This is a genomic window from Niallia sp. Marseille-Q9988 (assembly GCF_976954375.1).
Genome location: NZ_CDRJSZ010000011.1, coordinates 181,640 through 194,777 on the forward strand (window position 1 = coordinate 181,640; position 13,138 = coordinate 194,777).

A 13,138-nucleotide genomic window follows, 5' to 3' on the forward strand; every position below is an offset into this window, starting at 1 on the left:
TCCACAATTTATATCCCACTACGTTCAGATAAAAGTATCAAGGCATGCAAAATACATTGAAAGATATGCTTAATTTATATCCCACTACGTTCAGATAAAAGATAAATTTGAGTGGTTTCACTCAGTGTTAATTCTCTATTTATATCCCACTACGTTCAGATAAAAGACCAACTATCGCTTTAGATTGAAGTATCTTTATAACTTCATTTATATCCCACTACGTTCAGATAAAAGATAGGACTGGAATTGAATTATATAGATTTTGAATTAATTTATATCCCACTACGTTCAGATAAAAGGAGCAAGAGATCCAAACAGAGATAAGGCATATAACTTAATTTATATCCCACTACGTTCAGATAAAAGTCCGAGAAAAATACAACAATGCGATAAGTAATCGAAATTTATATCCCACTACGTTCAGATAAAAGGATGATCTATCTTTCTTTCATCACCGTATCGATTCAATTTATATCCCACTACGTTCAGATAAAAGGATTATCCATTAAAAATCGTCACTCTAGATAAAACGCTATTTATATCCCACTACGTTCAGATAAAAGTTTAGAATCAATATTAACGTTTTTGTTAACTATCACTTCATTTATATCCCACTACGTTCAGATAAAAGTTGAAAGTGGAAATTCATACTTATAAACACCTTCTACATTTATATCCCACTACGTTCAGATAAAAGCTTAAAGGCAGCAGAAGAAGAAAAACAGCAAAGGATATTTATATCCCACTACGTTCAGATAAAAGATTCGCTTCTGCCAGTAATCACTAATACCTTTGCAACTATTTATATCCCACTACGTTCAGATAAAAGTTTGTTATTCCTCCATTTCCGCTCTAGCATCTATTACATTTATATCCCACTACGTTCAGATAAAAGAGCCATAATTAGCTCCGCTCCACTACGATATTTACGATTTATATCCCACTACGTTCAGATAAAAGAGATAATTCAGCAGCAGTCACATTCCACGTTACTTTATTTATATCCCACTACGTTCAGATAAAAGTTAATCTTTGACTTTTCATCTTATCCCTCCTTTCTTACTATTTATATCCCACTACGTTCAGATAAAAGGACAAATGTTAAATCGAATCAATCAAGATGATCTGCATTTATATCCCACTACGTTCAGATAAAAGAGTGAAATAACTATTTACGGTGTTATTGGAACATCAATTTATATCCCACTACGTTCAGATAAAAGATGCAGAAACTTTTTTATTACTACATGTTTTACATTATTTATATCCCACTACGTTCAGATAAAAGGAAAAGAATAAGTCATTGATGAAGCGTTTCTTCTCGATTTATATCCCACTACGTTCAGATAAAAGAACCTAGTACGGTACAACTATTTCACCGTCTATTTAATTTATATCCCACTACGTTCAGATAAAAGAGATGTTCCGTATCTTTTGCTTCCTTCCAAATCCACTCATTTATATCCCACTACGTTCAGATAAAAGACATTGCTAGATGGACCAGTAATAGATATTAAACACAATTTATATCCCACTACGTTCAGATAAAAGAATTGAGACATTGTTTGCACAAAAAAGAATTATCTTATTTATATCCCACTACGTTCAGATAAAAGTGGTGTTCAACTTAAGGATGCTGGAGCTTTTACAAGATTTATATCCCACTACGTTCAGATAAAAGGCTGATACAGGAGCGGTTACTGATAAAACTTCATCATTTATATCCCACTACGTTCAGATAAAAGTATCGCACTAGCTAACAACTTAATCATGAAGAAACATTTATATCCCACTACGTTCAGATAAAAGATTTGCTCCTGTTATAAAGATTGTGGACGTAGCTTTATTTATATCCCACTACGTTCAGATAAAAGTTGGTTTCATTCTTGATAAGTACTATTCCAAATTGAATTTATATCCCACTACGTTCAGATAAAAGTCGAACCCCTTAATTCTTACTGCTTTACCAGATAAATTATTTATATCCCACTACGTTCAGATAAAAGGGGATAAATACGCAGAAGAAAATGATTTGTTTAAAAATTTATATCCCACTACGTTCAGATAAAAGTATTCTATAATTCTAGTAAGGTGGCTATTTGGTTACCCGATTTATATCCCACTACGTTCAGATAAAAGTCTGTTTTTGTCACCGAAAATCACTACATGTCCTTTATTTATATCCCACTACGTTCAGATAAAAGCTATAGTTTTGCTCCAAGGCTAATATCCTCTTCTCAATTTATATCCCACTACGTTCAGATAAAAGTAGTCAAGGTTTAATGGGAAACCCTGCTAACATAAATATTTATATCCCACTACGTTCAGATAAAAGTTTAAAGAATATGTCTATTAATACTACTTCTGTCACATTTATATCCCACTACGTTCAGATAAAAGCTTATTTATGCGATGCTGTTTTAAGTCTTTCTCTAACATTTATATCCCACTACGTTCAGATAAAAGCAAACACACATTTGCGATTGTGTGTTTCCCAGGAATATTTATATCCCACTACGTTCAGATAAAAGACGAATCCAGGAAATAGTTGAAATTGCTTTCTCTCATTTATATCCCACTACGTTCAGATAAAAGAATTGTTATTTATGTTTTTTTAAAGGAGTCTACTAAAATTTATATCCCACTACGTTCAGATAAAAGTTATAAAACTTATGATTGGAAGGGGGTAAAACTCAAATTTATATCCCACTACGTTCAGATAAAAGCTTCTTCCTATTACAGTTTTTGCAGCGGTTTCTTTTATTTATATCCCACTACGTTCAGATAAAAGTGTGGAGCGCTATTCAAACAAGGGGATGATTACATTATTTATATCCCACTACGTTCAGATAAAAGCCTCAAATTTATTATGAGAAAACCCTATATGTATCAAGGCTTTAAGGCAATTGTTGTTTTAATAATATTTATCCACTTTGCAGTGAACCTATAGTCGTGTATCCCTGCTTTTTATAAAAAACTATTCAAACCCTTGTCGCTTCTATGTTTGAAGCAAATTTAAATGAAAATAGGTTTACTGCAGATTTATACTTTAATTATAATAATTATAATATATTCGTACGTCTTAATATGTTAATTACTGTTTTGAGACAGGACTTTATTATCTATAGTATATTATATTTAGTGTTAAAGAGGAATTTATTTTAGGAGCTGTTTTAGATGAAAATGAATAAGGTGGAAAGACTTTTTAAAATTATTGATTTCCTTAATGCTGGGAATTATGTAACAGCAGAGGAATTGGCTCATCTTACAAAGACATCAAAACGGAATATTTACCGAGATATGAGAGAATTAGAGACAGTAGGTTTCTATTTTCATACGGAGAAAAAAGGCTATCTATTAATGGAAAAGCCAGCTAAACATAATGTTGGTCTAACGGATAGAGAATGGCTCTCACTTTTATTAACACAAGCACTTCCAAAGCAACAGGTGATTTCAGCAAACTCGATGCAAATAGAATATAAGGTTGGTAGAAATAAAACTAGCAAAGAAGAAAGATGGAATAAGGTAATTAGTGAGCGAGTATTACACCATTTTCTTTATCGAGATATCTATGACGAAAATTTAATGATTTCACTTGTAAAGGCTATTGAAAAAAGAAGAAGTATAATGATTACTTATTATAGTCCGACTAATGCAATAGAAACGAAAAGATTAATTGATCCCTATTATCTTATCGATAGAGATGATCATTATTATATAGTGGCGTATTGTCATGAAAAAAGGATTTTCGCAATTTTCGTATGGATCGTATTAAAGCATGGCAAATAGAAAAACGAATATATGTGTTCCAAGAGAGTTTTTCTATTGTTCAGCACCTATCCAATTGGAAAATGGATCGTACAGATGAAATAAATAAATTCGTTGTACGATTTAGTAAAAAAGTAGGGAAATATATAAAGGAAAAAGAGTTTTATGATAAGAATGCTATAATAGAAGAAGAGGAAGATGGTTCAGTAATTCTAACTATTGAAACAATGAGTAAATTATTTTTACGTTGGGTCAGGAAATATGGAATGGATGCTGAAGTAATAGAGCCTAATCACATAAGAGAACAGTTAAAGAATGAATTTAAAAAGTTATTGGATATTTATGATAATTAATTTTTATCTGAACGTTCCTGGGATATAAATATTTAGTATTATTTGATTAAGAATTAATTTTATTTGAACGCAGTGGGATTCATAAGTAGACAGTAATTTTAGCAGGAACTTAAGTAGGGGAGCCAATACCCTACTTATTTTTTATTTAAAAAAACATTTGTTCGCTGACGGCTTTTGTCAGTCTGTCCTTTATAATATAAATAAATTTTTACAAATGCTTGTATATTTCCATTTATTGGTATAAAATAATATCAATTAATATTAAATGGGGTGATAAAATGAGATGTGTATTTAGTTTTCAAATCGAGTACTTTCCAATAAAGTATCGGCTATTACTATTGTCGTTCATAAAGGAAATAACCCGATCGCAATCAGAAGAGTTTTATCAGTCTTTTTTTGTTGAAAGGGAAAAAGAAACAAAAAGATTTTCTTTCGCTCCTTATTTTCCGAATATTCGAATAAATGGTGACTTAATTGTTTCAGAAGAATTAAATTTAACGGTATCTAGTACGAATATGGAAATGATGATTTACCTCATCAATGGCATACAACAAAAGAGAGAATACTCCTATAAAGGAAGAGTCATGAAATTTACGGGAATGAAGATGGTAAAAGAAAAGCCAATTGTTCAATCGCAAGTCTGGTTTAAGACGCTTTCACCAATTCTAGTGGAATCAAAAGAGCGAAAACCATTGCTTGTCGGTGATGATAATTATGAAGAAGAATTAAATATTATTAGTTCAAAAATAATGCAGAGTAAATATGGAAGAACTTTATACCAGCCAATTAAAATACTAAAACATCAGATGAAAAAAAGTGTAGTGAAAGAAAATTTGCATCAATCATCAGGAAATTTATATTTTACAGGAAATACTGGCCGATTTTTGTTAGAAGGTGATCCTCGTGATTTAAGAATATTCTATTCGGAGGGTATAGCACTTCGGAGTAACCAAGGATTTGGCTGTATAGATGTTTTATAACTTGAGAGGAGGTGAGAATGGATAGTGACAATAGTAAGAATAGAGACTGCTGATGCGCTTTTAAATGCTGGGATTACGGGCTTTGTGAATATCTTAAAGGATGCCAATATTACCTCTTACAAATGTGTTAATAACTATGTAGAATTTGACATATCAATCTTAGAAAATTTCCATCATTATTATTTTGATTATTTCGCAAACAGGTATAAAGAACTGTTATCATATACTTTTATTATAACAAAGGGAAAGGATTTTCTTTATAAAAAAGAATGGGATGATAAGACAATAGAAGATTGGAATAAATATATTGAAAGAGCAAAAAAGAATCTTAAAAGTAATAGTTATACAGCTGCATATAAAATGATGTCTTGTACGGAAGTAGATTTAATAGAGATGGAAAAAAAGCTAAAAAAGCTGAAGTTAAAAAAGAATCAAACCGTTTCAGATATTCAAAATGAAATCCATGAACAAATACACTATCTACAAACTATTATTGACTTTTTGGAAAAAGAGGAGGTAAAAAAGTATATTCTTGCAAAAAACATTGCCTATACAATTATTGATAATTTTTGGGGTGGAGTATCTTTCTTACATAAGTCATCGACAACAACTGATATTTTTGAAGAGTATAAAAAATATTTTATTGATCCAATCAAGCTTTATTATGAAGAAGATCATAATAAAGATAAATATGTATGCTTTATTAGCAACATGCCAATTAAGAAATTATCAAAACCACATGCTTATGATATGGCTTGGCTAACAAAAATGGGAGTAGATATGAGCAGGAAAACATCTCATTTTTGGAATTTGCAGTCAAACACATGCTATATCTCACCGCTTATTAATTTTATTTATTCGTGTATTCCTGCTGGGTTTACTTTTATGAATAATCAAGGATATTTTGTCAATTGTAACAGTTCTGTTGAAGCTCTAACTAGATTAAATAACAATCATGAAATGTATGTCATTAAATCAGATGATAATATTCAACTACTAGAAGCAAGAACATACTATCAATTGATAGATTTTATGGAAAATCAAAAACATAAGAAAGCAAAGTATGAGGTAGATAATATTCAAGTTATTAAATTTAGCAATACAGATAATAAGACAGATAATTTTAGACCATACACTTATAATGTACTTTCAAAAGATAAATTGGAAGTTATTAAACGGCATCAAAAATCATTAAACAATATGATTAACAGGGTAGTGAAGACGGGTGATGGTTCATACTTAAGGATTTATCAAAATGTGATGGAACGATTATACAGCAATAAAAATCAATTTGATTTAATTGGTTTATTATGTCGGACAAATTTGCCGAGCAAAGCAGAAGAGCCGATTAGAAGTAATAGACTCATATTAGATATTGTTTACTTTAATAATAGTTTTATAGGGACAATAATTCAAAATCAAAAAGAGAAGGAGGATGGTTCGATGAGTGATTATTATTCCTATGTTCGTAGGGAAACCATTGCATATATGGAAAATGCGGGTAGAAAATTAGCCTATAATTATAAAGTTAGAAATGCCAGCAATAAATTAGGTGGGATTACCTATCGTTTACTTAATGCTTTAAAAACAAAGGATACAGGAAAATTTATGGACACTTTTATCAATGCCCATTTATATGCTGCAAGAGAAGGAGAATTAATCATTCCTCCTCAAATGACAGAGGCATTAACGGATGAAGATAAATTGCAAACACTTGGCTATGCATTTGTTTTAGGTTTGCGTTCAGGACTTAACCCTAAAGGAGATAAAAAGGAGGAAGAAGAAAATGAATAAAAAAGGTTTAACGTTATCAATTGTTTTTGAAGCGGAAAGTGGCAACTATGGCGAAGGAGTCGGGAATGTTACATCATTAAAGAAGTTAACAAGAGGAACTGGCGATAGTTTTACATATATTTCAAGACAAGCACTTCGCTATAATATCATCCAGCAAATGGGAGAGGATCGTACTCCTCTTGAAGTGGATGGATCTGTCATACAATTTGCTCCGGATGCTCTAATTTCTGATTATCCAGAAATTGATTTATTTGGTTATATGAAAACAAATAAAGGAACGAAAACACGATCTGCTGTTGCTCGTTTATCTAATGCCATTGCATTAGAAAGTTTTCAAGCAGATACAGATTTTTTAACTAATAAAGGATTATTTGATCGTTATCAAGCTGCAACTATAACGGAAGGAAAAGAACAAAAAAAAGGTGGTAATATTGCGCAAAGCGAGATGCATCATTCGTATTATACGTATACAGTTACCATTGACTTAGATCAAGTAGGCATCGATCATAATGAGAAGGAAATTTCTGTTTCTAATGAGGAAAAAGCCAACAGAGTAAATGCTTTACTGCAAACTTTAAAATTTTTATATCGTGATATAAAAGGAAGAAGAGAGAATTTTTCGCCATTATTTGTAATTGGTGGGGTGTATGATATAAAAAACCCATTTTTTGAAAACCGTATTAAAGTAAAGGATAATAAACTAAATGTGCAAACATTAGCTGGTGTTTTAGCGTTAGATAGCCATATAGCAGATTATACAAAATGCGGTCTCATTGAAGGAATATTTGATAATGATCAACAAATTAAAGATACACTTTCTCCTTTATCTGTTGCTGCTTTCTTTGATTTTATCCAAAAAGAAGTAAGCAACTATTACTTAGATTAAGTGGTGAGAATATGAGAGCATTGAGAATAAAACTTTATCAAAATATGGTTAATTATAAGTTGCCATCTAGTTTTCAATTAAAAGAAACATATCCGCTTCCTCCGTACTCTACTGTATCGGGAATGATTCATCGCGTATGTGGTTTTACCGAATATCATCCATTAAAAATCAGTATTGGAGGGGATTACTATTCAAAAGTCAATGATTTAGCAACAAGATATGAATTTGCTGCAGCAACATATGAAACAGCAAGACATGCCTATAAATTGTATTCTTCTGAAGATAATCGGGACTATGGATTAGCAAGAGGGGTAAGCACAACGGAACTATTAACAGATGTAGAATTAATGATTCATATTTTGCCGGAAACGGAAGAAGATTTAGAGATTTTGTATCAGTCGTTTAAAAATCCTTCCGAGTATATTTCCCTTGGGCGTAGGGAGGATTTGGCAAGAATTGAAGAGGTAAAGCTTGTAAACATAAAGGAAAATGAATTAGAAGACACTTATACATTAAGCTACTCTGCATATATACCTGTAGAATTATTTGAGAGCTACAGTTCTGAAGGTATAGAGTTTGCCACTGTTTACAAGCTAAATCGATATTATGAAAAAGTACAAATCAAAAAAGGATTAGAGCAAAGAAGATGGAAACAAGTTTCTGTATTTTATGGAGCAAAAGGCAGAGAAGTTCTAAATGATAATGTTTATGAATTCGATGAAGATGGGAATATTGTCTTTTTTGCATAAAGTACAAGCTATAGAAGTGAATAAGACTAGGAATTCCTAGTCTTATTTTGAAAGGAGTATCATTATGAATAATTTATTTCTCGCTAAGTCAGATGTACAATTAGAAGAAACGATAGTAAAGCATACGAAAACATTATTACAAGAGTTAGATAGACTCAAAGTTATTTATTGTAATATTCCGAATCTTAGGTGTGATTTATTGGAAATGGCATGTATTTACCACGATGTCGGAAAAATTAATACAAAATTTCAAAATAAACTATTGAAAGCATTAAAAAAGACCGATTATTTATTAGAAGATATGTTACCGAAAGCGGGGGAAGTTCCACACGGATATTTAAGCTGTGCATTTATTCCTTATAAGGAAATATTAGAAAATAAAGAGGAAAGAGAAATTGTGGCACAAGCTGTTTATTATCACCATAAAAGATCTGCAGCTAGCCCTAAAGATTTGAAAGAAACGATTCTTTATGATTTACCCAAGTATTATCTTTCATTTAAAGAAGCATTTCCATTTTTCTTGGCTGAACCAAAAGCAAATTTTAAGCCGTATCTTAATAGAAGAATAAGAAAACAAAGAAATCAAGAACAGGCTAAACAATTTGTGCTTGTAAAAGGCTTGCTTAACAAAATTGATTATGCTGCAAGTGCACATATCCCGGTGGAAATTGCTAATCCTGGTCTAGGTAATTATGTTGATAAATTCCTTGCGGTTAAATATAAGAGTGGAAGAAATGAACTGCAAAATTACTTGCTGGAAAATCAAAAGGAAAATAATATTGTGATTGCTTCGACTGGTATAGGAAAAACAGAAGCAGCATTATATTGGATTGGGAACAGTAAAGGTTTTTTTACACTGCCGCTTCGAGTATCAATTAATAGTATATATAGGCGTATAGAGAGTGAAATTAATTTTAAAGAGGTTGCATTACTACATTCAGAAACAGAAAGTGAATATGTGAAAAATGATCTTTATTCAATTGATTATTTTGAAAAGACAAGACAGTGGTCGATGCCTTTGACCATTTCTACGCTTGATCAAATTTTAGATTTTGTCTTTAAAGAAGAAGGGTTTGAAAAGAAATTAGCTACTTTAGCCTATTCCAAATTAGTAATAGATGAAATTCAAATGTATTCACCAAAAATGCTGGCTTGCCTTCTGGTTGCTTTAAAAGAGATAACAGATATAGGTGGGAATTTTACTATTATGACAGCAACTTTTGCTCCATTTTTATCAGATTTGATGGTGGGGAAATTAAATATTCCTTTTAAGCAACCATGCGATCCTTTCTACAAAAAATTAAATGGACAAGTTATAACTAGGCATCGTTTGATTGTAAAGAACGAGCAATTAAATATAGAGGATATAGTGAAAAATGAGATAGACCAAAAAATATTGATAATCGTAAATACTGTTCAAAAAGCTCAAGAAATACATGATGCATTAAAAGAGCGTGACGATGTATTTTTATTTCATAGTAGATTTACGAAAATGGATCGTAAAGCGAAAGAAGCTGCTATTCAAGAAATGGGGAAATTGGAGAATCCGAGCACTGGTATTTGGATTACGACACAAGTGGTAGAAGCAAGTGTAGATATTGATTTCGATGTTCTTTATACAGAACTTTCTGATTTGAATGGTTTGTTTCAGCGAATGGGTCGAGTTTATAGAAATAGAATATTAGATCATGAACGAGTTAATGTAGTTGTTTATGATGGTGGAAATGATTATCCATCTGGGATTAGTTATCGTGATAAATATAGTGTAGTAGATAGTAGTATTTTTGAAATTTCTAAACAAGCTTTGCAAGAATATAATTCTCCTATTATTTGTACAGAAGAGTTAAAGATGGAATTAATAGAAAAAAACTATACTACACAGCGTTTAGAAAAGAGTACTTATTATAACGATGTTAAAGAGTTTTTGGATATTTTAACAAGTATAGAAGAATATGATGAAGAATTAGATCCTCGAATTACAGATTTAAGAGAAATATTTAATGAAACGATTATTCCATATTCCGTTTATCAGGAAAATCAAAATACAATAGAGGACTTAGTTGCTAAATACAGTAAAACGTTAAGAATAAAAGCAACGAATGCGATAAGAGAAGAGCGTGCGAAACTTCGTGATGAATTATATGAGTTTACAGTAGATATTCCACAATTTAGAGTTGCAAATGCAAAAAAATTAAATAGAGAGGAACAATTTTTAAAGATAGGTAGCTATGAATCTATTAAAGTAATTGATTATGAATATGATTCAACAGTCGGTCTTAAATATCCAAATGATAAAAAATTATTTTCTAATAGTCAAATTTTATAAGGAGAGATAAGAGGATGCTGCAAACGAAAACAGTTGGTGGTGTGGATTTAGCCTACTATATTGTCTGTAAAAGAAAGCTTTGGTTATATAAGAAAGGAATTGGGATGGAAAGTGAGTCAGATAGAGTGCTCGAAGGATCTATTCTTCATGAGACTTCTTATCCTCGCCTAAATAAAAAAGAAATCCTTATTGATGGTGCATTTAAGATAGATGCAATTGAGGGGGAATATGTTAGAGAAATTAAATTATCTAGTAAAATGCAAGAGTCAGATAAAATGCAAATGCTGTTTTATTTGTACCAGCTTTTTTTAAGAGGAATGAAGAAAAAAGGCTTAATCAGCTATACAAAAGAAAAGAAAACAGTTGAGGTACTGTTGACAGAAGAGAATAAAAAAAATATTCAGCGAGCAATTGCGGAAGCGTATCAAATTATCGATCGAGACACTCCGCCTCCTATACAGAAGCTACGCTATTGTAAAAGTTGTGCCTATTATCCATTTTGTTTTTCTAGAGAGGATGACGATGATGATGCGTGATCACTATGTCTTTTCAAATGGAAGATTAAAAAGAAAAGATAATACAATATATTTTGAAAATGAAGACGGGCAGAAAAAGCCACTTCCTATCGAAAAAATTCAAACATTGCATTTATTTGGAGAAATTGATGTGAATACAAAACTGTTAACATATTTAAGCCAATATGGAATTACACTACAGTTTTATAATTATTATGGATTTTTTACTGGCGCATTTAACCCACGAGCAGCAAAAGAATCTGGACACGTTATAGTAAAGCAAACTGAACATTACTCTGATAAATATAAACGCTTGTATATTGCTTACCATTTTTTAAATGGTGCAGTTCATCATATGCTTCGAAATCTACGTAAACATAAAGAAATACCTGCTGAGTATATAGAAGGAATTCTATTACTATCAAACCAGTTGCACACTTCCACAAGTATTCAAGAATTAATGGGACGAGAAGGACAAATTCGTCATTTGTACTATCAATCTTTTAATCACATTTTTAAACAAGGTTTTGTCTTTGAAAAAAGAGAAAAACAACCTCCGAGAGATCCAATCAATGCCCTCATTTCATTTGGTAATACATTAATGTATCGAGTAGTATTAACGGAGATTTACAAAACTTCATTGAATCCTACCATAAGTTATCTTCATGAGCCATCAACTAAGAGATTTTCATTAAGTTTAGATATTGCTGAAATATTTAAGCCATTAATTGTTGATCCGATAATTTTTTCTCTAATCAACCGAAGGCAAATTACAAAGAAGCATTTTGATTATTTAGAAGGAGAAATATGTTATTTAAACGATGAGGGTAAGAAAAAATTTATTACGGCATGGGAAGAAAAATTAAATCAATCTGTTAAACATCGAATGTTAAAGAGAAATACGACTTATCGTTATTTAATCCGGCTTGAGTGTTATAAATTAATTAAGCATGTAATTAATGATGAAGTATATAAACCATTGAAAGCGTGGTGGTAGATTAAATGTTTGTTATTATTACTTATGATGTAAATGAAAAAAGAGTGGGAAAAGTTTGTAAAAAACTTAGGGAATATCTTGATTGGACACAAAATTCTGTTTTTGAAGGTGAAATAACAATTGGAAAATATAAGCAATGTATGGCGGATTTAAATAATATAGTTAATAAAGAAACAGATTCAGTATATGTCTACCAAGTGAAAAATCCACGTAATATAAAGAAGATTGTACATGGTAGGGAAAAGAATCCTTTGGATCTGTTTTTGTAGGAAAAGAAATTCCTAATTGTTAGAATTATTCTAATTAAACTATAAATTTGCATCAAACTTACTTTTAGAAAAAAACACTGAATCGCTTGCTATAAAAGGAATTAAAGCATATTTTAAAGTTTTTATAAAAACTCAACTAAAGGTTCACTGCAAATCTGTAAAATGGCGGTATTATAATAATGTACCTCAGCCCTTGATATAATAGGGTTCTTGATGTGTTGTTTTTTGGAGGTTTTAACTGAACGTAGTGGGATATAAATTCGATCGCAGGATTAATAAACTGTATGGACCTTTAACGTTTTAACTGAACGTAGTGGGATATAAATTTATTATAGCATACTTTGTAATACTTTTGCGTACTGTTTTAACTGAACGATTGAGTCAAGTTTTTGTGGGAGTTTTTTTAGCTCCCTTTTTTATAAAGTAAAACCTCTAAGTTTGTATCCGCTTTCCAATTGGTTTTGTTCTTCCAACTGTTGATTCTCTCATTTTTTAAAAACC

Annotated in this window: 10 protein-coding genes and 1 CRISPR repeat array (1 of these 11 only partly in view); all 10 genes read left to right on the forward strand. The window is 31.1% G+C overall.

What is annotated here, in order from left to right; translation table 11 throughout:
• Positions 1-2,856: a CRISPR direct-repeat array (repeat unit 29 nt; unit sequence ATTTATATCCCACTACGTTCAGATAAAAG); it begins 2,489 nt to the left of the window's first position.
• 321 nt (positions 2,857-3,177) lie between these two features.
• The 10 genes from ACWNMZ_RS19480 (at position 3,178) to cas2 (ending at position 12,637) form a co-directional block, all read left to right on the forward strand.
• Positions 3,178-3,789, forward strand: a complete 612-nt coding sequence (locus ACWNMZ_RS19480) for a helix-turn-helix transcriptional regulator (RefSeq protein ID WP_449598822.1) — start codon at positions 3,178-3,180, stop codon at positions 3,787-3,789.
• Positions 3,762-4,121 (forward strand): helix-turn-helix transcriptional regulator, encoded by a 360-nt coding sequence (locus ACWNMZ_RS19485; protein WP_449598823.1) that lies wholly within the window; start codon positions 3,762-3,764, stop codon positions 4,119-4,121. Before ACWNMZ_RS19480 ends, ACWNMZ_RS19485 begins: the two co-directional genes overlap by 28 nt.
• 278 nt (positions 4,122-4,399) lie before the next feature.
• Entirely contained in the window at positions 4,400-5,101 is a 702-nt protein-coding gene (cas6, locus tag ACWNMZ_RS19490) for a CRISPR-associated endoribonuclease Cas6 (protein ID WP_449598824.1), read from the forward strand.
• A gap of 24 nt (positions 5,102-5,125) precedes the next feature.
• Positions 5,126-6,895, forward strand: a complete 1,770-nt coding sequence (gene cas8a1, locus ACWNMZ_RS19495; protein WP_449598825.1) for a type I-B CRISPR-associated protein Cas8b1/Cst1 — start codon at positions 5,126-5,128, stop codon at positions 6,893-6,895.
• Positions 6,888-7,781: a type I-B CRISPR-associated protein Cas7/Cst2/DevR gene (gene cas7i, locus ACWNMZ_RS19500; protein WP_031539849.1), complete on the forward strand. Its 894-nt coding sequence runs from the start codon at positions 6,888-6,890 to the stop codon at positions 7,779-7,781. Before cas8a1 ends, cas7i begins: the two co-directional genes overlap by 8 nt.
• 11 nt (positions 7,782-7,792) lie before the next feature.
• On the forward strand, positions 7,793-8,530 hold the full coding sequence (gene cas5b / locus ACWNMZ_RS19505; RefSeq protein WP_031539851.1) for a type I-B CRISPR-associated protein Cas5b: 738 nt from the start codon (positions 7,793-7,795) through the stop codon (positions 8,528-8,530).
• Positions 8,531-8,594: 64 nt separating this feature from the next.
• On the forward strand, positions 8,595-10,856 hold the full coding sequence (locus ACWNMZ_RS19510) for a CRISPR-associated helicase/endonuclease Cas3 (protein ID WP_035416728.1): 2,262 nt from the start codon (positions 8,595-8,597) through the stop codon (positions 10,854-10,856).
• A 14-nt stretch (positions 10,857-10,870) separates the two neighbouring features.
• Positions 10,871-11,392 (forward strand): CRISPR-associated protein Cas4, encoded by a 522-nt coding sequence (gene cas4 / locus ACWNMZ_RS19515; RefSeq protein ID WP_031539854.1) that lies wholly within the window; start codon positions 10,871-10,873, stop codon positions 11,390-11,392.
• Positions 11,382-12,368, forward strand: coding sequence for a type I-B CRISPR-associated endonuclease Cas1b (cas1b, locus tag ACWNMZ_RS19520; RefSeq protein WP_349204906.1), 987 nt, complete (start codon positions 11,382-11,384; stop codon positions 12,366-12,368). The genes cas4 and cas1b overlap by 11 nt, the downstream gene beginning before the upstream one ends.
• A gap of 5 nt (positions 12,369-12,373) precedes the next feature.
• Complete coding sequence (cas2, locus tag ACWNMZ_RS19525) at positions 12,374-12,637, forward strand: CRISPR-associated endonuclease Cas2 (RefSeq protein WP_031539856.1); 264 nt, start codon at positions 12,374-12,376, stop codon at positions 12,635-12,637.
• Positions 12,638-13,138: the final 501 nt, after the last annotated feature.

What these genes read in the sequence shown, in the direction of transcription:
- ACWNMZ_RS19480 (WP_449598822.1), top strand. Translation starts at nt 3,178, where the DNA reads ATGAAAATGAATAAGGTGGAAAGACTTTTTAAAATTATTGATTTCCTT.
- ACWNMZ_RS19485 (WP_449598823.1), top strand. Translation starts at nt 3,762, where the DNA reads ATGGATCGTATTAAAGCATGGCAAATAGAAAAACGAATATATGTGTTC.
- cas6 (WP_449598824.1), top strand. Translation starts at nt 4,400, where the DNA reads ATGAGATGTGTATTTAGTTTTCAAATCGAGTACTTTCCAATAAAGTAT.
- cas7i (WP_031539849.1), top strand. Translation starts at nt 6,888, where the DNA reads ATGAATAAAAAAGGTTTAACGTTATCAATTGTTTTTGAAGCGGAAAGT.
- cas5b (WP_031539851.1), top strand. Translation starts at nt 7,793, where the DNA reads ATGAGAGCATTGAGAATAAAACTTTATCAAAATATGGTTAATTATAAG.
- ACWNMZ_RS19510 (WP_035416728.1), top strand. Translation starts at nt 8,595, where the DNA reads ATGAATAATTTATTTCTCGCTAAGTCAGATGTACAATTAGAAGAAACG.
- cas4 (WP_031539854.1), top strand. Translation starts at nt 10,871, where the DNA reads ATGCTGCAAACGAAAACAGTTGGTGGTGTGGATTTAGCCTACTATATT.
- cas1b (WP_349204906.1), top strand. Translation starts at nt 11,382, where the DNA reads ATGATGCGTGATCACTATGTCTTTTCAAATGGAAGATTAAAAAGAAAA.
- cas2 (WP_031539856.1), top strand. Translation starts at nt 12,374, where the DNA reads ATGTTTGTTATTATTACTTATGATGTAAATGAAAAAAGAGTGGGAAAA.